Source organism: Microcoleus sp. (assembly GCF_049646505.1).
Taxonomy (GTDB): domain Bacteria; phylum Cyanobacteriota; class Cyanobacteriia; order Cyanobacteriales; family Microcoleaceae; genus Microcoleus.
In genome coordinates, this window is sequence record NZ_JBARVX010000128.1 from 1 (window position 1) to 21,261 (window position 21,261).

Here is a 21,261-nt window from a genome sequence, read left to right on the forward strand (position 1 = left end):
GAATCCGCCCTGCTTGGGAGTTGACTTGCATCGATATGTCGGCAAATATGCTGCAATTAGGACTGGAGAATGTGTCTGAGGCGAATGTGCGATCGCAAATTAATCTAGAATTAGTTGATGCTAAAGCGATGCCGTATCCAGACAGTTATTTTGATATGGTGATTTCTAACAGCATTATCCACCATTTGCCAGATCCTCTGCCGTTTTTGCGCGAAGTGAGGCGAGTCTTAAAACCGAACGGAGCAATATTTTTGCGGGATTTGTTCAGACCCCAAGATGAAGCAATCAGGGATAATTTAGTTGAGATGTATGCGGGAGATTGCAACTCGCATCAAAAACAGTTGTTCAGCGATTCGCTGCACGCGGCTTTTACTCTGGCTGAAATACAGACAACGATCGAAACAGCAGGATTGGAAGGTGTGAGGATTTATGAATCTTCAGACAGGCACTGGACGGCCGAGCGTGCTTGGATGTAAAGTTGCGATCGCCCGATCGAACTCAATCTTTCCGGCTCGGTTCTCAATTCTCTCATATCCCGTCAACATTTCTCACCAAATTTTTCGGCTCGTCTGCTAATTCCAGCTTGATATTACCTAAAATTACTCGATCGCGCCCTCCGTCTTTAGCTTCATAAAGCGACCGATCGGCAGCTTCAATCAAATCTTTTTTGGAAATTTCCAGTTGAGGCACCGTACTCGCTACCCCCAAACTCAGTGTAACACAAGCAGACTTTGGCGATTTAATATTTTCAATTTCAAGTTTTTTCACCCTGACTCGAATTTGCTCTGCAATCGCGACAGCAATCTCGGATGAAGTTTGAGGCAAAATCACCGCAAATTCTTCACCTCCCCAGCGGGCCACCAGCGCCTCCCCCAAAACTTCCCCGGCTGATAATTTTACCGCCTCAACAATAGTTTTGGCTACCTGTTGCAAACAAGCGTCTCCCGCCTGATGTCCGTATGTATCGTTGTATTTCTTGAAAAAGTCAATATCGCATAAAATCAAAGATATTTCTGCTGTTTCTTCTCCCAATCTTTGCCATTCTTTCTCTAAGTATTCATTAAAACATCGTCGGTTGGCCACCTGAGTTAAACCGTCTGAATGAGCGAGGCGGTACAATTCTAAATTAGCTGCGGTTAATTGAGAATTTGCTGCTTCCAACTCGGATTGCGTCACTGATAAATTGTAATAAAGTTCGCTAATATACCAAGTAGCTTGTTGGTGGATTTGAGATAAAGCTACTAACACTTGATGTACGTCCAACAGTCGGTGAACTTGACCTTCTAACTGCACGACAATCGGCTCGTAAAGCTGTTCTGGCTGTCGCTGCACTGCTCGCTGAGCTGCCATAACAATTAAGGCTACTCCCGGTAAAATCAAAATATCGGTTTGAGCTATTTGATACAAAGCCTGAATTGGTCTGCCAGCAAATATATCTACTCCGTAAGGGCGGCTCATGCGTTCCATAAATCGCCGGCGCGATATCATCCCTAAAAATGCACCGCTTGCAGTCAAGATGACTCCCGGAAGCAGCGGGTGAGCCTGAAACAACCGAGCTACATCTTTCGCCAGACATGAAGATTCAACCTGAACATCAAATACAGCAAGCTCTTTAAGAGTAGACTCTAAAGATAAAGTTTTAGGCAGTTTTTCAGGTTCTATAGATGGTGCGATAAATTTAGCAAACACAGCGCATACCCAAAATGAACAACAAAGCCGCAACCGACCTAGTGTCAGCTATTTTCTGAGATTAGCTTAGGATACTATAACTGGTTGTATTGTGAATTACAATAAAAAGTTATGCGTCAATCTCAGAAGTGAGTTTTTTCATCAATCCCTGTTTGTGTAATTGTATAACATTTAAATTTAAAGCTGCAACCAGGTTTTGCGTAAAAACTGAGCGAGATATTGCACCAATATCCATCAGGGATTTTTCGCGGATGAATGCGGGTTTATTTAACCTATCTGCAAGCTTTCAAACTATTGGTGAACCCGCCCGTACAGGTTCCGCACCAATGGTGCAATATCTCAGTAAAAACCAGATTTCTGCATTAGTCCTCCTCCCAACCCAAACTCAAAACTAATTCCATCACCAGCCCCAAGTTCCGATTCCTCCCTTAAACGGGCCGACAATATCTTTGGTAATCCAACCGCCGTAAAAACTTCCTTCTTGAGCTTGCACTAATTCCCCATCCACATAACAAGCATCCATCAGCTTCGGATAAAAAGCCACATAATCTTTAATAGTCTCAAAGGTCGCTGCGGGATTCGGATAAAACCAAGCGGCATTCGCTACTTCCTTTTCTCCCACCGTCACAGTGTAATAACCTGCTTGTCCCTTCCACTCGCACCACGAACCCTGTGAAGTTTTGTGCAAATATTGCATTTGAATGTCTTCAGGAGAGATATAGTAGTAAGGTGGATGACTTGTCTCTAGTACCCGCTGAGCTCGTCGAGTGTCGGCGATCGTCACTTCATTAAAAACAATCTGTACGTGTTTTGTCGATTGCTCCAAGCGAGGCGGACGCGGGTAATCCCAAACAGACTCTTGACCGGGACCCGGTTTTATGCGATCGAAGTTCACTTGCACAATCTCCCCTGCAAAAAAACAATTAGCGACCGATCGTTATCAAGCTGGCGCTAGTCAAGATACTGCCTTAATTTGGCTGCAAAGTCAAGTTTCTACCTCTGTTTGAGAAGGACGCACTCAAAAGTTTAGAACAACTGCTGTTCCTAAAGACAATAATTTGCGATTGATGTCGGCAAATTCGATCGCGCTTTTGCACAACAAAATAAAGCCTGAGATTTGCTGCAAAAACAAATTGCTCCGGCTGTGATTGCCGAGTGCGAGCAAAAGTGACCGCCTCAATCTACTATCTCAAAATCTGTCCAAGTCCTCACCGCAAACCAACCTTATTTGTGCTAGGTACAAATTGGCAATTAGTAACCGGCAGCAGCGAGCAAATATTTGTCCAAATTTATGATTTCCAGATTCTAGCCATCGGGTTTAAAAGCGTTCAGCCTGAAGCTCTGGGGCGTATGTATACTTTCAAAAGAGGCTGCTCCCACCTTTGAAATTCGCTTGTCAAAGGTGGTAGAAGCCCCCGGATTTATCTGTGGAATCAATTGGGAACACCTGGAATCTCAAATCAGAAGAACCCCCGAATTTATCTGTGGGGTCAATCGGGAGCACCTGGAATCTGGAATCTCAAATCGAATGGCTCGACTTCCCGACTTTATGCTATGCTATCGAGCACAAGTTTGCCAGCCGCGGTAACAAAGCTTTACAATTAAAGCCGCCCTCAAAGGACGGGGGTTTTCAACCCAACTTTCTGATAAAGTTATAGGCAATATTAAGGTTTTTAATCTTATTGGCAAAAATCTGGGGCAGTACCGAGTTTGTATCAGCGCCAAATATAGCGCCTGCAGTCACATTACCCGCGATCGCACTTTGAAAACAAAGCGGGCAGCCTTTAACAATTGTATCTATGGAAATCTCCTTTAGCATCACCCTTTTGATGGTCATGACCGTCATCTGTGGCATCAGCGCTCAAGTTCTGGCCGCTTATCTGAAAGTTCCGGCGATCGTCTTTTTGCTGCTGTTCGGCATTTTAGCCGGTCCAGACTGCTTGGGAATCCTGCACCCCAGCCTGCTGGGGAGCGGCTTGGAAGTTATGGTATCCCTTTGCGTAGCCTTAATTCTGTTTGAAGGCGGCTTGAATTTGGAATTGCGAGACTTGGGCAAAGTTTCTAGCAGCATTCGCAATTTAGTTACTTTCGGCACTTTAATTACACTAATTGGCGGCGGAATGGCAGCCCACTGGTTGGGGGAATTTCCCTGGCCGATCGCCTTTCTGTATGCTTCTCTAGTAGTCGTCACAGGTCCGACAGTCATCGGCCCCTTGCTCAAACAAGTATCCGTTGACAAAAAAGTCGCCGCCTTGCTAGAAGGCGAAGGTGTCTTAGTAGATCCCGTGGGAGCCATTTTGGCAGTATTGGTACTGAATGTGGTTTTAAACGGCAATACTGACTTGCTGATTTTGTTCAGAGATTTAGTGGTGCGGCTGGGTATTGGCACAGTCATCGGAGTTACCGGAGGTTGGCTGCTGGGACTCATTCTCAAGCGAGCGAAATTCCTGTCAGAAGACCTAAAAAATTTAGTAGTTTTAGCCGGTTTGTGGGGAATTTTCGCCATCGCAGAACAAATATGCAGCGAATCGGGATTGATGGCAACTGTAGTGTCGGGCATAGTGCTCAGAGCCGCTTCAGTCCCAGAAGAAAGGCTGCTGAGGAGGTTTAAAGGTCAGCTCACAGTCCTTGCTGTATCGGTGCTGTTCGTGCTGCTGGCGGCCGATTTATCCCTTGCTAGTGTGGTCGCCCTCGGTTGGGGAAGTTTGTTTACAGTTTTAGCTTTAATGTGGATAGTCAGACCGATCAACATTTTGGTTTGCACGATCAACAGCGAGCTAAACTGGAGGCAGAAATTATTTGCTTCCTGGGTAGCGCCGAGGGGAATTATTTCAGCTTCGATCGCATCTTTATTTGCAATTTTGCTCACCCAGCGAGGAATTACCGGTGGCGACTCAATTAAAGCCTTAGTGTTCCTAACAATCATTATCACAGTTTTTTTGCAGGGATTGACAGCGGGTCCGATCGCTAAAATGTTGGACATCACCTTAAAATCGGCAACCGGTGCCGTGATTGTGGGGTCAAATCCTTTGAGCAGATTAATTGCTCGCTTGTTTCAAGAACGGGGAGAATCTGTAGCAATTATCGACACCAACCCGGAATCTTGCAAACAAGCAGAAAGAGAAGGTTTGCGGGTGTTCTTGAGCAGTGCTCTCGATCACAGCATTTTAGAAGAAGCCGGACTTGATTCGATGGGAACTTTTTTGGCAATGACTAACAACGGTGAAGTAAACTTAGTGTTAGCTCAACGAGCAGCCGAGGAATTTACGCCGCCGCGAGTTTTGGCAATATTTCCTAAAGACCCGCAAAATGCGCCTGCAAATCAGAGCAAAATAAATCAAGCCTTTGTCTCCGATTTGTCGCTGAAGGATTGGAATGAATATTTAAATAAGGGCGAAGTAAAATTGGGGGAAACCGAGTTAAAAAGTGCGGGATTGCAGTTTCAGATTGCTCACTTGCAAGCTTTGGTGAAAGCCGGGGAGTTGACGCCGCTGCTACTGGAAAGACAGGGATATTTGCAAGTAGTGTCGGCCGCCCAAACTTGGCAAACGGGCGATCGAATTATTTATTTGCTGTACGATCCGACACCGAAATTGTTAAAAAGATTGTCCGGTTCGTCGCAGTCTGGTCTAACTTTAGAAAAACATCAGGTAGTCGAAAAAGTACCAATTCCCGATCCGGTTCCCGATTTGGCTTTAGAGCCGGTTTTGGAAGAAGGGGAAATAGCAAAGAAGGCTGATGTTTTGCCGCCGCCTGTTTCGCGGTAGGAGCATTCACCCGATCGCACCTGAGAGTTTGTAGAAATCTTGGCTCGAATCCACCAAACTCTCCCTACACAAAATTAGCCGGATCTTGATCCCGCCGGTGCTTCAGCAGAATCGGACTACCTTGGCCGTCGCCCACCAAAGCCGCCGTTTCCTCCAAAGCTTCCCTCAGACGCTTGGCCGCGTAAATCGACATATCGCGGGGCACATTCACCCGATCGCGCAAATACCGCAAAGCCCCATCAGAACCAACCGGCGGCGTACAAACTTCACCAGTCATCATCAAAGTTAAAGCACAACGCAAAGCCTCATCAAATAAGTTGTCATCAGCAGGATTGACTTTAATAATGTTGCTGTGATGCTTAATGACGCGGTGAAGAGCTTCAGCGCGAGAGGTTTCCGGTTCTGGATACATCACATCTGGTAATCCAGCCCAAGGCCCATTATCCACGCGGGCTTTATTGAGCAGCATCTGCGGTTCCCCGTTTTCATAACACCCGCCCATTTGAGGCGGTAAATCGTGGACGTGGGTGTGGAAGTCGCTTTGAGTGCCGCGATAGGTGGGGCGGCTTTCCATCGCTGCAAACCAGTCAGCAAAGCGCGGGTTTTCTTCCCGCATCGAGTAGCCTTTGTAGTAGTAAAGACTGGCATTCATCCGTTCGACGTAGGGCGTAAAGATGACATCCGCAGTGCCAAATTCATCGAGGAAATAAGGCCCGGGGGTGCTAGCCAGTGCTGATTCCACTTGGGCGGCGGCGCTGATAAATTGGTTGCGGTTGTGCTGTTCTACTTTGGCTGAACTCGCCTGGTAACACAGCCAAGAGCACCAGGCTCTAAACAGCAGTCGCTCTAACCGCCGCATGGGTATTACTGCGGGGTTTTCCATCCCCAAACCCAAGGGGCCGAAAACTCGTTCTAGGGCGATTAAGATATCGTCGCTTTCGGTGATGGTGCGGCCGTCTAGCTCGATCGCGGGTAACATTCCCGACGGTACTTTGCGCTTGTACCAGCTTTCTTTTTCCCCATAGCAGAACATGGTAACTTTGTCAATGCGGTAGGGGATTTGTTTTTCTTCCAACCACAGCCAGATTTTCTGGCAGTAGGGACACCAGGCATGGTTGTCGCGGTACAGGGTGACTCGCACATCTGATTCGCTTTTACCGAAGAGGCGCAACCGGGCTTGAGCGTTGGTGGGGCCGTTGGTGCGATCGACTTCAAAGTCTGTGAGGGCTTCTAATTCTTTCCAGCTTAGAGGGGCGGAAGGCTCGGTAGGTGTCATAGTTTAATCGGGCTGACGATAATTAGGGCGATGTCTGGGGAGGGGGTGGAGCATCTTGAATTTTAACCAGTGCTGCTTTCATTTCGGGAGTTGCTAAGAAGTTTTGGGTGGCTGCGATCAAACGATCGCCCCAGAGGTTGTCTTTGAGAAAAGCTACAGTGGCATAGCGTTTGTCTAATTTCAGGGCTGCTTCTCCCATTGCTAAACCTTTTTCTCGGTCGCCTTTGGTGTAGAGTGCTACTGCTAGAGCTAGCATTGGTTCTGCTGCTTTGTTGTCGATCGCGATCGCTTCTTGCCAGCGTTTGATTGCGCCATCGGCATCTCCCATTTCGTATTTAACTAATCCGATATTGTTGATAGCGGGCCAAAGGTTTTTTTCTAAAGCAAAGGCTTTTTCGTACTGGGCGATCGCATTATCAAACCGCTGGAGCTTGTAAAAAGCGTTGCCCAAATCAAATAATGCGCCCGGAGTGTCTGGCTTTATTTTCAAACCAGCTTGCAAGTATTCCGCTGCTTTCTCGTACTTTGCTTGCCGAAAGTAAGCTTCTCCCAAGACAAATTTAATTGAGGGATTTTCTGGCGATAGAGATTGAGCTCGCCCCAAAGCTTCAATCCCTTTGTCCAACTGTTCGACTTGAAGGTACAAGCTGCCTAACAAAGTCCAAGTTTGAACATTCTTGGGGGCTAACTGTGTGGCGAGTGCGGCTCTGGGGACGGCGAGTTGGTACTGCTGGAGTCTGGCTAGCTGGACTGCCTCTTCAGCAAGGCTCAAGGCTGTCTGTTCGAGTTGGGCCGAGTCGATTTGCAGGGTGTAAGGCAGGAGTGCCTGAGAGGCAACTGGCTCGGGTATTGCCCACAAACCGAGTGCGAGGGCCAGAGATATTAAAGAAATGCGATTAGGCACGCGATCAGCCCCAGAAAAAAATATAATGGTTTCTCGATCGCCTATAATAACTCATTTTTTTGAGTTTTGATATTGTTTCCTAACTCGCAGCGCCCAAGCGGTTTTTAGCTAAACAGTTCCCAATTTCTGTTTGCACTCAGCAATAATAGTTTTTATGCGCTGTTTAGAGAGGGCAAAACTCCTAACTACCAACCCAAAAAATATTCATTCTTAGCAACTTGAATAAGTTAATAAACTCTGTTGAATTTTCTCTAACAATTGTGCTGCAGATAAGGAACAAGGCAAAATTTTGGCAGATATTTGTTGCAGCAGAAAGTCGATCGCCTCGGATTCCGAGTTGACAGCAGACCGATAATCCCAGACTAAAATTGGTCGTTTTGGAGTCATTTGCCGCAGGTTAGATAGCGCCTGCAACATAGCAGTTGATTCTGAGGGGGCATCTCGCAAGCACAGCAAAACTAAGTCAACGCTTTGATATTGCAACTGCTGCAAAACTTCTGTCCAGCAGGGTGCGATCGCCCCTCGAAATCCTGCGGTTTGGATGTATTGAATAAAAGCTTGAAAGTTGGGAGCACAAAACTGGGAATTGGGCATGGGAATCTCGGCATTTGTCGATCGAGCGCCATTTGCCAATTCTGCCGTCGGACTCCCCCCAGCCGCGCGGTGCAAGTCGGGTAAAGTCGAAATGTCAGCCAATAAAATGCTGGGCTTCCAACTCATGCCCGCAGCTACTTGAATCACTTGCCACAGCGCAGACGCGCCCAACCCTGATGTTTCGGGACTGCCGGCTGCCAAACAGGGAAATACCGACAATCCTTTGACTTGATTTGCCAGTTGCGTAGTTTCGGGGTCTAAAGTCACCAAGGGCAGAGAACCCAAATTGCGCGATCGACTCAACTGTTCGATAAAAGCTAAGGGGTTTTGCAGTTGACTGGTACTGTCCAAAACGATCGCCGAAGGCCGCCAAATTCGGGCGACGAGTTCTGCTTGGCCGAGGTCGTCTGCTTCTAAAACCCGGCAGTAGTTGGGGTTTAGCAGTAAAGCGCAACCTTGAGACGAACTGTTTTGCGGGCACAGCCACAGCACGGTTAAGGAATTTTTCACCTTGTTGGTACTGGCATGACTTTGGCCGATCGAATCTGCCAGCAACCTACGCAAAGCGGGTTCTGCCACCGGCAAGCTCAAAAAGCCTTCGGCGCGGTTGACAGCAGCCCGTTCCTTTTCGCCTCTAGTGGCTGTGACGATCGCCGGAATCGATCGGGTATCCGGATCGCTCTTGAGCAGCGTCAGCACGTCCCAACCGGACAGCAGGGGCAGCAGCGGGTTGAGGAATATCGCTTCGGGACTGAACCTGCGGGCTTTTTCCAGGGCTTCGGTGCCCGATCGGGCGACTATTACTTGGTAGCCCAAACCCGACAGAAGCTTGGTTAAATCTTCGATATATTTGGGAACTGCTTCGACTATTAATACCAAACGAGAGCGAGAATTGGCGATCGGATGCTGATATTTTGGTTTAAATAATTCTGACTCCGCGGCTGCACGCGCTGGGGATTCTTCCCCTGGGTTTCCCGGAGGATTTGGCGGCAGCAGCAGGGTAAATTCAGAGCCTTGGTTGTCTGAGGAAATAAACGAAACGTCTCCGCCGTGGAGCCTCGCGAGCCGTTGAGTCAGTACCAGTCCGAGTCCGGTTCCTTGAAAACGTCTGGTAAGGGGGCTTTCTAGCTGTTGGAATTTCTGAAAGATCAGGTGCTGTTTGTCGGCGGGGATGCCGATGCCGGTGTCCCAAACTGTGAAGGCTAGCCAACCTTCCCAAACATTTACTTTCAATCCGATTTTGCCGCCTGCTTCGGTAAATTTCAGGGCGTTAGCAAGGAGATTGACCAGCATTTGTCGCAGTCGCAGTTCGTCGGCAATCAAATAGCTAACTCCCGGTTCTATTTCGAGTGTAAATTCTATTTTTTCTGACGGTTCTGCGTTTGCTTCGCCGTTTGTTTTGGGGGGAGATTTTTCTTCTTGCTGTTGCAGTTGTTTTGCTTGTTCAAAGGCTCTTTTGCAGGTGGCTGCTATTTCCACGGGTTCGGGAATTAGTTCTAGCTGCCCGGTTTCCATGCGGGTCAAGTCTAAAATGTCGTTAACTATTGTCATCAAATGCCGTCCGCTTTGATGGATTAGTTTGGCGTAGCGTGATTGCCGATCGTTGAGTTCTCCGATCAATTTATCTTTGAGCAGGCTGGACAAACCGAGGACGGCGGTAAGCGGGGTTTTTAGTTCGTGGCTGATGCAGGATAAAAATTCGTCTTTTAGTCGGTTGAGGTGGATTAAATCTGCATTTTTTGCTGCTAGTTCTTTGGCGACTAAATGTTCTTCGGTGACATCTTGTCCCATGACTAAAATTAGCTCGTCCCAGAGCGGCTGTTTGACAAATTGCCACATCCGTTCTTGACCTGTTTGGACGGGGCATTCACAGATGTAGGTGTCTGGTTTGCCTGCGATCGCGCACCAAGCTGGAGCGGTTAAGGTTGATGGGGAGGCGGCCGAGTACAGGGGTAGGGGGCAACTGGTGGCGGAGGCTGCATCCCGATCGCCCGATCGACTTGCTCCTACTAAACTCCTGCACTCAGAGGCGACGGCCTCTACCGACTGACTCGTGTATTCGGCTGTGGAATGGCTGGGTTTCGGGGGCGAGTGTTTGCCCAAATTTGCTGCCGGTTCTACAATTGGTTCCGGGCCTGCTCCCAGCAAAATCCGCCACGCTGCGTTTTGACTGACTATTTGTCCGCTGGGGGTTTGCAATCTCAGCGGTAGGGGGAGTTTTTCGAGGAGTTGGACTAGGGAGTTGAGGTTTTCCGAGGGTTTCAATCCTGCTTCCAAAAAGCGCGATCGAGCGCCCAGGGTGGTGGCGATGGCTGCTGAAACCGATATTAATTCGATTTCTTTGACTGCTGTTGGTTCCGCCTGACGGCTGCTGTTGAGTGCGGCGACAAATTGCAGCAGGCTCATGCTGTCTAGCAGTCCTAAAAATTGACCGCTGGTATCTGTCAGGCCGATCGGGCTTTTGGAGAAACCGCCGGCGCTTTGGCTGCGGGCTGGGCTATTGAATTCTGCTTTGTGCAGGTACTGCCAGAACTCGCTGACACTCAAAGCTGCCGGTACTGTTCCGATCGGTTCTACCGCGATCGAGCTTTCCGACAAAAGTTGCTCTGGGCCGTTTGCGCGCGAGTCCGTGCCCGTCCAAACGCTGCGGAGGTAAACTAATCCTAGGAGCTTTAGTTGTTCGTTGACTACTGCGACTCGATCGCAATTTCCCTCAATGAAAATTGACCGCAGCGATTCTAGTGTCGCCGTCGGTCGGCACAGCGGCACTGGGGAGATAAAATTATTGAGATTGGGATTAGTGGTTGGCATAACAAACCTGAGAGTCTGCGATCTATAGCAGTAATATTTTTGAGACCCTATGTACCTGCAGATTTCTGTATCTGATTAATTTTATATCAGTTCGCGATCGAGTCCGGGATCGCCCCAAAAAGAGCGAGTTCGAGGTCTGCACTTGATTTGAGGCGACTATTAATTATTTTAAGGCTTAAGCTTAATTGCAGAAATCAAGCTCAGGGTGCTTGACATTAAAGCAAAAGAGCAGACTTTTATTATTTCTCTGTTAGAAAACTGATCTTCTATTTTGTCGTTAAGATTGGTTACAATTAATGTTGAAATAAGTGTGATTTTGTAAACAAATTTGTCCTAGCGATCGGCATGAATCTCGCTGTGTTATATCATTTCCGGTAACACCGTCAGGTGATGTTGACGGTTGACGGTTGACTGTTGACTGTTGACTGTTGACTCGAATTTATTATTCCGATGAAGAGAGGATTGGATATTAGGGAGCATCTCCGGTTTTGTAACAAGCATTTTTTGGCGATCGGCTGTTGTGCAAATAAACATTTTATATCTCGATAAACTGCAAATCGTTAACTTTTTTCAAACTCTCAAACTCTCTCCACCTGCGATCGCCATCAAATATCAAATCGATTTACGGCAGCCAGCGGGGATGATAGCCGGCAAAGGGAAGTTCTTCTGGCTGTACTTTTGCAGCAGAACCGTCTGCGGGTATTTCTAATAAGGGTAGCACCCAGAGGCGGCTGGCGGCGATCGACTGTCCGCCCGAGTTGCGGGGACTGTCTCCTGCTGAGGGTTTTGCTGATGTAACTAATTGGTCGAAAATTAATGCTAGCCCGTCGGGAGATAAACTGATTTGGGTATCTAATTGGTTGGGCAAAACTAGCAGCGGTTTGATGGTTCCTACCAAACGAGTACCCTCTTTTTTGAGGTCGATGGCAGCGATAAAAGGCTGTTCTTTGTAGCTTTCTGTTTCGAGGCGCTGGGCTAACAAACAGTAGAGACGCTGGAATTGATTGTCTTTGTCTTTGCGCGGGTCAAAATAAACGGAGATAATGCTGCCGGGAATCCGCAATACTTCTTGTTCCACACCTTGGTTGTCTAAGATGAAAAGCGATCGAGTAAAGTCGCTGTTGTACTTAACATAGGCGGCGGCGGAATTGTCGCGCGCCATGCCCAATACTTGTTCGTATTTTGGCAAAAATTCTACTGGATCTGCTTCTGGTTTGAGCGGGACGATCGCTAATCCTTGCTTTTGAGACATTACCACCGATTGGCTGTCGGGCCGAATCATAAAATCTCCGCCTTGTTGATTTTCCAATGGGCGGGGCGGTAATTTTTCTTCCAGAATCCAAGGGCTGAAATCGCCGGGATTGCTGCGGTTGACGCGCTGAATCAGGATGATTTTTCCGTCGGCTGAAAGGTCAAATTTTAGGTTTTGGTAATCTTTGGAGTCTAGTAGTTTGTCGATTCTACCTGCTGGCTGTTTTTCTTGGGAATCTTCTCCTGGGGATTGGGGGTTGAGGCCGGTGGTGACTGTGAACAGTTCTTGATTTAGGGTGCCGCGAGTACGGGCGATCGATCGATCTGTGGCGGAGAATAAAATGCGATCGCCCCCCGGATACGGTTTAAAATCGGTGACAACCAAATCTTTGGGAGTCAGGGGTATCGGTTTCGATTCGCTGCTGCTGAGGTTGACTAGCATTAATCTGCTTTCTGTTTCGCCTTCAACGCCGATATAAGCAAAAGCCCGATCGCGAGTGCGAAAGGAACTGCTAAACGGCTGCATCGGCGTGCCTTTATATTGGTTGTTTTCTCCGAAATACTTGTCCGTTGCTCCGGCGAGTTTTAATGTGTAGGTAACGCCGTAGGGTGCTGGATCTTTGAGGGTGTAAGCCATGCGCCGTCCCGCCCAACTAAATTTACCGGGGAGGGGGGGTTCTAGCGTTAAGTTTTCCTCGACGCTGGATTGGTTCATCGGGCGAAAGAAGGTGAGGAGAAAGCCGGTATCTCGCGCGCCGATTTGTTTGTTTTCCCAGCTAAATTCTCGCACTCTGGGTGCCGTGCGATCGCCGCTCAGCAGCAGCAGTCCGATTAAGACGCTCAGCATTAGCATCAGGAAGATCGCCGTGCGGTCGATCGGCTGTTTGAATGGCAGAATACCCAAGGGTGAAGGATTATTTTTTTTGTTAAAAATATTCACAAATCTTTCTCTCCTATTTTTTGTGAAAAATCACTGCCCAATTTTCCCTCTTAAATTTTACATTTCCAGGCGCACCCAGTTCAAAAATGCAATTTCGCGATCGGAGTTTCAGATCGACTCCGGTTGACGATCGCAAAAACAGTCCGCACTACTAAGCAATCCGAGATCGATCGCCACCGCGTCCAGCACTACTAATAATTCTGACGGCTACTTAGCCCAGAGCCATTATTTCACGAATTTTCGACCATTGCTGTATTGGAACTGCGATCAACGGCTGACAGTGTATACGGCGATTCCGGTTCTGGATACAACTTAGAATATTTGCTATCGTAATGCCTGACCTCAAAATAGTTTAAATTTGACGGGTGAGGCTTATATATAGAGAAACATTCCAAAAGACAAAAAGTTACTGCACTCTCTAAAGGCCCGACATCCACTATTTGATTTTTGAACAAACGACCTGATTTGATCCAGTGTTTCATCTGCTTTCTTGACAAACAGTAAAATGCTGAATGAGGATTGTTAAACTCCGCAAATTTTACACCTTCTATCTCTACACTAGATAGCTTATTTGTCAACAATTGTCGCGCGATAGTCAAATCAATATATCTCTTCGTTCCTTGATACATTTCATAACGATTTGGGTAAAGAACTGCATTTTCATACCCGCTTTGTCCGTTAAATTTCTCTAGTTTTTCTAGAGTGAAAGCATCCGACAAAATAATGTCATCTTCTATAAATAAAAACCAGTCAAATTCTTCTACTTTTTCCACAAACTCTTCCTGAAGCCTAAACCCTACAAACATTGGGTCGCATTCAGGATATTCTTGTACCTGAATGCACTTAGTTTGATATTCAGGCAAATAAGCTGTAACGTGCCTGTTCGGTAGAGTTTGGATCGCAATACTCAGATCGCAATGAGCAAAACTCGCCAACAGTCCATCTATTGTGTGCCTGAGTCTCTCTATCTTTGCCGCCCCTTTTTCTGGATTCTTAGATTCTTCAACTGATGTAATGTGGGCCACAGCAACAAAGACTTTGGGGCGTTCTTTTTGGGGCAGTTCGTTTTCTTGGAATAATTTTATGATGGATTTTTTTTGATAAAAAAGCATCATTTTTATATACCTAACAACCGACCGCGATATTTCTTGTAACAAAGCAATTTGGAAAAAGATAAAGTGTATTGCTTTTCTTTTTAGTGTATCTTCATCTGACATCCAGACAATCTCCTTTTTATTTACTGAAACAGTTGATTGATCGGCACTAAATCCATCGGCGATATTTTGTCTGTTGGCAACCCCCAACCCAGCACGTATATTCTAACACAAAGTATACTGACCAGGGCTCCTAAGAACAGTAATGTTAATTTAATATCCTCCCAAAAACAAGTTAGCCCTTCTTTCCAAAGACCGTAGCTAGTTACTAAATAAGTAGGAATATCGCCGACAGCTACAGCAATTACAGCACCTAAATTACCCAGGAAATGATATCCGATCGGGATGCCAATAGTGATACTTAAGAAAGTTACCAGATTGCCCATAGCTGAATATTGAGATTTGCCAACCGCTAACAAACAAGAACCCATTAAGTTGTGGAGAGTAGTGTGCCAAATACCTAAAGCCAAGATTGGCATCATCCAAGATGCTGCTATATATTCTTTCCTGTACAGTGTTAAAATGAGCTGATCTCCAAAGCTCACAAAAATTGCTAAGCCTAGGGCCAAAGGTATCAGAATCAAGTTGCGGTTTTTAACAATTTTGGCGCGCAATTCCTGGCGAGGCAAATCTGCTAGCATCGAAATAGATGGAAAAATTACCCTACCGCCGAGGGCGATGATCACTTGGCGGGGCATATCGCCGAGGGTAAAAGCGATGCCGTAAATGCCCAATGTTGTTAAAGTAAAGATTTTCCCTAGAACTAGGCGATCGGCTTGGGAACACAGAAAAAATAACATCGTAGACAAAAATATCCATTTGCCATAAGAAAATATTTCTTTAGCTGCTTCTTTGTCCCAAGCGAAGCGGTTTGACTGGCCGCGAATCAAAAAATGACTCCATACTAACTCCATTGTAGCGCCAGTAAAACCGCCGACGATGATGGCCCAGATTGTGGGATTGAAAAATGCCCAAACAATCATCACTGTAGTAGAAACTGCCTGTATGCCCAACTCAAAAAGCACTACTTGCTTGACGCTCATTTTGCGTTCGAGGGTGGATACGGAAGTGGATTTGAACCCTCCTATTAGAGTATTTATACTTATGCAAGGCAGCAACCACAGGAGACGGGGTTCTTCATAGAAGTTAGCAACTGGCCAGGTGATTAATATTAAACACAACCAAACAAACAAGCTGCGAATAACTTGCATTGTCCAAGCGGTGTTAAAAAAATCAGGCTCCTCTCCGCGCTTGTTTTGAATAATACTCGGGCCCAAACCTATGTCTGTGAATAAGTTGACACCTGTGATGAAAACGTAGGCTAGCCCCACCAAACCAAATAGTTCGGGCAAAAGCAGGCGGGTCAAAATTAGGTTGCTGCCAAATCGGATAATTTGACTGCTTCCATAGCTGGCGAGCGTCCAGAATGCGCCTTTGAGCGCTAATTTTTTTTCTGATGACATATACTCTAAATTTATTGCCTAATTACGAGTCTAGTTGCTGAATCTGTGATTGGCAACTTTTACAGGGTGCTGCTGCCAATCTTGTAGCTGACTTTACCGTATCTTTATTTTTCTAGGGATGACGGGCGGGACTTTTGTTGCACAACCAGAAAGATCAAATTTAATCTGCAACTGGCTTCGGGTTTAATAATCATAAGGGTTTTTTGGTTCGGGAACGGGTTTGAGGGAGGATGCTTGAATGATTAATTTGCGCTTGTCTTGCAGTTCTTCTACGATCGTTTCTCCTTCTATTTCTAGCCAACTGTCTGGGGGAAAGGAGGCGCGATTTTGACCCATCGGTAATTTTACCGGCAACCCGATCGGATAGGCATCCGCCGCGCAGCAGGTAATGATAAAACGCCCGACCCACATATATTGTTCTGCTATGTTTGGCGGGTGAATGACAAATCCTTTAACTTTGACTTTTTGACCTCTGTATGTATCTGGCTCTGGATTGAAGTTTAACAGCCGCACCCATTCGACGAGCGATCGCTTTTCGGGTTTTGTGTTATTGCGAAATTCTTGCGGTTCCAGTCTGGTGATGGGCAGGGATTCGGTGAGGCCTCGTTCCAATGCTGTCTGGCTGGCAAATGTGCGGGGCGTTACTGCTAAACCGATTAATGCGACGCTCAGCATTAAGGTGCTGCCGATACTGGGGGGAAATAAAGTAACGTGTTCAACTTCTGTGATTCTGAGAGACTTGTTTGCTGGCGATGTCCGCAATTGTTTGTTGGCGCGATCGACCTTTAATAGTTCCCAAATTTTCAATCCGCCAATCACCATTAAGCCGATTCCTCCCCCTACAGTCAATCCAAAGTAATTGGGGTGAATTAGAATGTTTAATTTGCCTGTAATCCAATATTTGAGGAGCAATATTCCCCAGGCTAGGATAGCTAGGGCGTCCAGCCAAGGGCTAAGTTTTTTAAGATTCATATTTTGAAGAGTCATTAGTTATTAGTCATTGGTCATTAGTCATTAGTCATTGGTTATTGGTTATTGGTTATTGGTTATTGGTTGTTGGTTATTGGTTATTGGTTGTTGGTTATTGGTTATTGGTTATTGGTTATTGGTTGTTGGTTATTGGTTATTGGTTATTGGTTATTAGTCATTGGTTATTGGTTATTGGTTATTGGTTATTGGTAGGGGCGGTGCCTTCTTAACAGTCAACAGTCAACAGTCATTGGAAATATACCGTTATTTGTCCGTGCGGGCAAATCGATCAACCTAAATACAAGTTGACCGCGAGGGTCATTAAAAATGTTAATTGAGCCGCCAAGACAATTAAGTAAATTACGGCTCTACCTTGAAAAATAGAGAGCATTAAACCGATGCCTTTGAGGTCAATCATCGGGCCGAAAACGAGAAAGGCTAACAGCGAACCGCTGGTAAATGTGGCGGCAAAAGACAGGGCAAAAAAAGCATCTACTGTAGAACAAATCGATACGACAGCAGCTAGTATCAGCATGGCGAGAATCGAGGAAACCGGGCCTTGACCGAGGTTTAGAATTAGTTCGCGGGGTGCGCCAACTTGAATGATGGCGGCGATCGCACTTCCGATGATCAAAACTCCTCCCAACTCCCGCAACTCCTGTACCATACTATCCAAAAGCAGGCGCAGACGCTCTCTAGAAACGGGGTGAAACATGGAGGAAGGTTTAGAGATTTTTTCGGTTTTGCCTGTTTGTAAGGGCTTCCAGTCGTCTTGCAGCAAAGATTCGATCGGCACTGCCCCCCCCGGCTGACCGAGCATAAATGTCCCGGATTGTAAAAGCAGCGGAGTGTTGGATTCGGCGAGGCGTTTTTCGGAAAACTCTGGTTTTGGGAGGGGAATTGCGCGGGCTACAGACGGATGTAACAGAGGCCGCAAGTCTGCTTGGGCGCTGAACACCCAGCCGATGGTTGTGGCGATAAACAGAGAAAAGACTACCCGCAAAACTACAATTTCTGGCTGATCGCGAAATGCCGTCCAAGTCGCCCAAATTACTATGGGGTTGATGGTGGGGGCTGCGAGTAAAAAGCCGATCGCCGCTGGTGCGGGTACTCCCTGCATCAGCAACCTGCGGGCTACGGGGACGTTACCGCACTCGCACACGGGAAACAAAAAGCCGATCGAACTCCCCATCAAAGCCGCCAGCAGGGGGTTTCGCGGGATGCGGGATACGAGTTTGCGTTCGTCTACAAACCCCAGCAGCAAACCTGAGAATAAAACTCCCAGCAGCAGAAAAGGTATTGCTTCTACTAACAAGCTGAGAAAAATGGTAAAAGAATTGTTTAACTGATTCGTTATGGCTGGTTGCATCGATCGCCTGCTGGTAAATTGGTATTTAGTTTCACGTATTTGGCGGACTCCCTGTCGATCGTACCTTTTTCACAGCACGAAATTAAGATTGAGTTTAGGACTTTAATTTCTTTAATCTATTCCTAAAAACTCGGACTTTGCTTGTATTTGTACTACAAAATAAAAGTCAAGGTTAAATTCGCAACGCCCTCGTGAAACAAAGACTCAGACACACTTTTAGGCGTAAATAGGGGACAAAGAGCAGCGAAAACTCGCCGTACAGCGTGAGGCTTAACACAGTCTCAAAACCAGAAAAACCAACAATTTGCTTTTGTTAGGTAGAGTAGGGCATACCCGAACTCTAGATAAATATTCTAGTACCATGAGTGGAGATTGACCCTCTGGGATGACTGCGAATCAGGCTCGTCAATTAGTGGAACTGCTTCGGTTGAAAAGTTTGAGTATTGCCGAAAGGACGCATAACTTAAAGGTCAGTCGCTGAATTAAGAATCCCCGCACGCGAAAGGTCGGGGAGTGTCAAAGCGCGAGTCAATTGCCGAATTTGGATAGTGCGGCTGCGGTGAAAGTTAGTCATCCAGGCGCATCAGCTTGCGGTAAAACGTTTTAGAAAAATCGACAGTACGAGTCCGCTGAAAAGTCAGGAGTACCTCAATTAAGCAAGTGACAAACTCAGAGCTTTGCATAGTCACTTCGTAGCTGAGTTCAGCATTGCCGTCAAACAACACCCGACAGCGGGTCAAATCGATCGGCAGCGAGGAGATATTCCAACTAGCGACAAACGGCACGTCCTCGCCGCCGTCAATTTTTCTGGCCCCCTCCAAGCTTTTGAGCTTGTAGAGACTGATAGCGTGCGGCAAAAACTTGCGCCGGGGCTCCTGACAGAAAGGTAAGTAGACTTTCACTTCTTTGTCGTCGGCTGGCTTCAGTTGAGGAAGAGACATATTTCCACATCCTGAGAATTACTAACAGATTAGTTGAGCTGCTCTGCAAAAATTAGCAGATATTCCAGGACAAGCGCAAGCAAGAGTCGGTCGATTTGAGATTTTCCGTTGGGGATTTGAGATGCTTCGACTTGACGAGCGTACAACTTTGGGATTTGAGATTTATTCTACAGATCGATCGGCAATATCGAAAATATCGAACTGGGGTCGAAAATTTGGGGCAGCGGCGCGACAGGAGTCGGATGCTTGTATCCGTTCTTTGGGGGGGGTCATCCCAAATACTCTATGCAGTCCTAGTTGGCCGGAGCCATACCAGCAGAGGGTTCTCCTGCAATCGTGCCAGAGCCTGGTTTCGACAAAAGCTCAGAAACTGATACAGTAAATACTTATCTCTAAAATCAAAAACTATTGGTAGTTGAATAAATAACCTATGCAGGAGAGTTCTTGGCCAGAAAACGACGCTCGCACCGAGCTTAACTTGGACATCCCTGATTTAGCTCCAGAAGAGATCGAGAGTTTGACCTCGAACTCGAAGGCAAGCAAAATATTTGGCATACCAGATATTGGCGACAGGGTGTCCGGTACGGAAACTTCATCAGAGCTCCCGGCGGCGGTGTCTGTGTTGGGATCTGACTCTTTTCCTCAAAATCTGTACCGGGGGAGGCGGGGAAAAGCTGCTGCTGTGCTGGCGGCGATTTGGTCTGGGACGATCGCCCTGCACTTGATTTCCTGGGGTGCGTGGGTAGTGTGGGGGTTGACGGGGCTGCTGTGGATGCAAGCGCTGCGAGTTTTGTTTGCCGAACCAAAATCCGCACTGCCTCCTCTTTCAGATGAAAGTCGAGAAGATTGGCCTTATGTCTCGCTGCTGGTGGCGGCAAAAAACGAGGAAGCGGTGATTGGCAGATTGGTAGAATCAATCTGCAATTTAGATTATCCGATCGACCGTTACGAACTTTGGGCGATCGACGATCGCAGCAGCGACGGTACGCCGCTGGTATTGGAACAGCTAACCAAAAAATACCCGCAACTTAAAGTATTTCGCAGAGGAGCAAATGCCAGCGGCGGCAAGTCGGGAGCCCTAAATCAAGTGTTGCCGCTGACGGTGGGCGAATTTGTGGGCATATTTGATGCCGACGCGACGGTAACGCCGGATTTGCTGCGCCGGGTGCTGCCGGTGTTCGATCGAGAACGGGTAGGGGCGGTGCAAGTCAGAAAAGCCATCGCCAATGCTGCGGTGAACGTGTGGACTCGCGGCCAAGAAGCAGAAATGGCACTCGACAGCTTTTTCCAGCAGCAGCGGACTGCGATCGGCGGCATTGGAGAATTGCGCGGTAACGGCCAATTCATGCGCCGCACCGCCTTGGAACGCTGCGGAGGCTGGAACGAAGAAACGATTACCGACGACCTAGATTTGACGCTGAGGCTGCACCTAGACCAGTGGGACATTGAATTTTTGCCTTTCCCAGCCGTGTCAGAAGAAGGAGTCACCAACGCTCGGGCTCTGTGGCACCAGCGCAATCGCTGGGCAGAAGGCGGCTATCAGCGCTATCTTGACTACTGGCGGCTAATTTTGCAAAACCGCATGGGAATCGGGAAAACTTGGGATTTATTTGGATTTTGGGTATCTCAATATTTGTTGCCCACAGTAGCGCTGCCCGACTTTTTGATGTCAATTGCGCTGCGCCGGATGCCTGTAGCCATTCCCATAACTGTCATGACCCTTACCTTGTCGCTGGTGGGAATGTTTGTGGGTTTGCGCCGCACTCGCAAAGAGACCAAATTTGAGGTGAAAAGAGTTTTTGTCACCTTCCTGCAAACGCTGCGGGGTACTGTATATATGTTGCACTGGCTGCTGGTGGGGAGTGTGACGGCTCGGATTGCGGTGCGTCCCAAGCGGCTAAAATGGGTCAAAACCCTCCATCAAGGGGCTGCTAAGTAAATTCATTTAATAGGGCATGGAGCATCGGGCATAGGGCATCGGGCAAACAGGGCCTAAAAGCATCGGCCAAACAGGGCATAGGCCAAACCGGGCATAGGGCATCGGCCAAACAGGGCTATCCTCACCAAGCTTGAGAAACGCTATAGTATCTCTTCTTCGTTTTTCCTTCTTCGTTTTTCCTTCTTCTGCCTGAT

The 21,261-nt window shown here is 47.2% G+C and carries 15 protein-coding genes; 3 read left to right on the forward strand and 12 right to left on the reverse strand.

The window, feature by feature from the left end; translation table 11 throughout:
- Nucleotides 1-476: class I SAM-dependent methyltransferase (locus WBA89_RS07405; protein WP_424405206.1), on the forward strand; the 476-nt coding region annotated here is incomplete at its 5' end.
- Nucleotides 477-528: 52 nt separating this feature from the next.
- Here the strand turns inward: WBA89_RS07405 and WBA89_RS07410 are convergent.
- A complete protein-coding gene (locus tag WBA89_RS07410) occupies nucleotides 529-1,689 on the reverse strand; it encodes a GGDEF domain-containing protein (RefSeq protein WP_424405208.1) in 1,161 nt (386 codons plus the stop codon).
- Between the two features lie 400 nt (nucleotides 1,690-2,089).
- The gene (locus tag WBA89_RS07415; RefSeq protein ID WP_424405210.1) at nucleotides 2,090-2,584 is read right to left on the reverse strand and encodes a DUF427 domain-containing protein; all 495 of its coding nucleotides are present in this window, start codon (nucleotides 2,582-2,584) and stop codon (nucleotides 2,090-2,092) included.
- Nucleotides 2,585-3,488: 904 nt separating this feature from the next.
- On the opposite strand from WBA89_RS07415, the gene WBA89_RS07420 reads away from it, so the two are divergent.
- Nucleotides 3,489-5,456, forward strand: coding sequence for a cation:proton antiporter (locus WBA89_RS07420; protein WP_424405212.1), 1,968 nt, complete (start codon nucleotides 3,489-3,491; stop codon nucleotides 5,454-5,456).
- Nucleotides 5,457-5,520: 64 nt separating this feature from the next.
- Here WBA89_RS07420 and WBA89_RS07425 read toward each other — a convergent pair whose 3' ends face one another.
- The 10 genes from WBA89_RS07425 to ebsA all read right to left on the reverse strand — a co-directional run bounded on the left by WBA89_RS07425 (nucleotide 5,521) and on the right by ebsA (nucleotide 19,128).
- Complete coding sequence (locus WBA89_RS07425) at nucleotides 5,521-6,732, reverse strand: glutathione S-transferase family protein (RefSeq protein WP_424405214.1); 1,212 nt, start codon at nucleotides 6,730-6,732, stop codon at nucleotides 5,521-5,523.
- 22 nt (nucleotides 6,733-6,754) lie between these two features.
- On the reverse strand, nucleotides 6,755-7,636 hold the full coding sequence (locus WBA89_RS07430; RefSeq protein ID WP_424405216.1) for a tetratricopeptide repeat protein: 882 nt from the start codon (nucleotides 7,634-7,636) through the stop codon (nucleotides 6,755-6,757).
- A gap of 210 nt (nucleotides 7,637-7,846) precedes the next feature.
- Nucleotides 7,847-11,041 (reverse strand): ATP-binding protein, encoded by a 3,195-nt coding sequence (locus WBA89_RS07435; RefSeq protein WP_424405218.1) that lies wholly within the window; start codon nucleotides 11,039-11,041, stop codon nucleotides 7,847-7,849.
- Nucleotides 11,042-11,401: 360 nt separating this feature from the next.
- Complete coding sequence (locus WBA89_RS07440; protein ID WP_424405220.1) at nucleotides 11,402-11,575, reverse strand: hypothetical protein; 174 nt, start codon at nucleotides 11,573-11,575, stop codon at nucleotides 11,402-11,404.
- Nucleotides 11,576-11,663: 88 nt separating this feature from the next.
- On the reverse strand, nucleotides 11,664-13,232 hold the full coding sequence (locus WBA89_RS07445) for a hypothetical protein (protein ID WP_424405222.1): 1,569 nt from the start codon (nucleotides 13,230-13,232) through the stop codon (nucleotides 11,664-11,666).
- A 230-nt stretch (nucleotides 13,233-13,462) separates the two neighbouring features.
- The gene (locus WBA89_RS07450) at nucleotides 13,463-14,449 is read right to left on the reverse strand and encodes a hypothetical protein (protein ID WP_424405224.1); all 987 of its coding nucleotides are present in this window, start codon (nucleotides 14,447-14,449) and stop codon (nucleotides 13,463-13,465) included.
- A 20-nt stretch (nucleotides 14,450-14,469) separates the two neighbouring features.
- On the reverse strand, nucleotides 14,470-15,849 hold the full coding sequence (locus WBA89_RS07455; RefSeq protein ID WP_424405226.1) for an oligosaccharide flippase family protein: 1,380 nt from the start codon (nucleotides 15,847-15,849) through the stop codon (nucleotides 14,470-14,472).
- 183 nt (nucleotides 15,850-16,032) lie between these two features.
- A complete protein-coding gene (locus tag WBA89_RS07460; protein WP_424405240.1) occupies nucleotides 16,033-16,821 on the reverse strand; it encodes a TIGR03943 family putative permease subunit in 789 nt (262 codons plus the stop codon).
- 286 nt (nucleotides 16,822-17,107) lie between these two features.
- Entirely contained in the window at nucleotides 17,108-18,187 is a 1,080-nt protein-coding gene (locus WBA89_RS07465) for a permease (RefSeq protein WP_424405228.1), read from the reverse strand.
- A gap of 566 nt (nucleotides 18,188-18,753) precedes the next feature.
- The gene (gene ebsA / locus WBA89_RS07470; RefSeq protein ID WP_194065513.1) at nucleotides 18,754-19,128 is read right to left on the reverse strand and encodes a type IV pilus biogenesis protein EbsA; all 375 of its coding nucleotides are present in this window, start codon (nucleotides 19,126-19,128) and stop codon (nucleotides 18,754-18,756) included.
- Between the two features lie 430 nt (nucleotides 19,129-19,558).
- Between ebsA and WBA89_RS07475 the strand changes: the two genes are divergently transcribed.
- A complete protein-coding gene (locus WBA89_RS07475) occupies nucleotides 19,559-21,067 on the forward strand; it encodes a glycosyltransferase (protein ID WP_424405231.1) in 1,509 nt (502 codons plus the stop codon).
- Nucleotides 21,068-21,261 lie beyond the last annotated feature (194 nt).

What these genes read in the sequence shown, in the direction of transcription:
- WBA89_RS07440 (WP_424405220.1), bottom strand. Translation starts at nt 11,575, where the DNA reads ATGTTTATTTGCACAACAGCCGATCGCCAAAAAATGCTTGTTACAAAA.
- WBA89_RS07465 (WP_424405228.1), bottom strand. Translation starts at nt 18,187, where the DNA reads ATGCAACCAGCCATAACGAATCAGTTAAACAATTCTTTTACCATTTTT.
- ebsA (WP_194065513.1), bottom strand. Translation starts at nt 19,128, where the DNA reads ATGTCTCTTCCTCAACTGAAGCCAGCCGACGACAAAGAAGTGAAAGTC.
- WBA89_RS07435 (WP_424405218.1), bottom strand. Translation starts at nt 11,041, where the DNA reads ATGCCAACCACTAATCCCAATCTCAATAATTTTATCTCCCCAGTGCCG.
- WBA89_RS07420 (WP_424405212.1), top strand. Translation starts at nt 3,489, where the DNA reads ATGGAAATCTCCTTTAGCATCACCCTTTTGATGGTCATGACCGTCATC.
- WBA89_RS07425 (WP_424405214.1), bottom strand. Translation starts at nt 6,732, where the DNA reads ATGACACCTACCGAGCCTTCCGCCCCTCTAAGCTGGAAAGAATTAGAA.
- WBA89_RS07455 (WP_424405226.1), bottom strand. Translation starts at nt 15,849, where the DNA reads ATGTCATCAGAAAAAAAATTAGCGCTCAAAGGCGCATTCTGGACGCTC.
- WBA89_RS07460 (WP_424405240.1), bottom strand. Translation starts at nt 16,821, where the DNA reads ATGAATCTTAAAAAACTTAGCCCTTGGCTGGACGCCCTAGCTATCCTA.
- WBA89_RS07475 (WP_424405231.1), top strand. Translation starts at nt 19,559, where the DNA reads ATGCAGGAGAGTTCTTGGCCAGAAAACGACGCTCGCACCGAGCTTAAC.
- WBA89_RS07450 (WP_424405224.1), bottom strand. Translation starts at nt 14,449, where the DNA reads ATGTCAGATGAAGATACACTAAAAAGAAAAGCAATACACTTTATCTTT.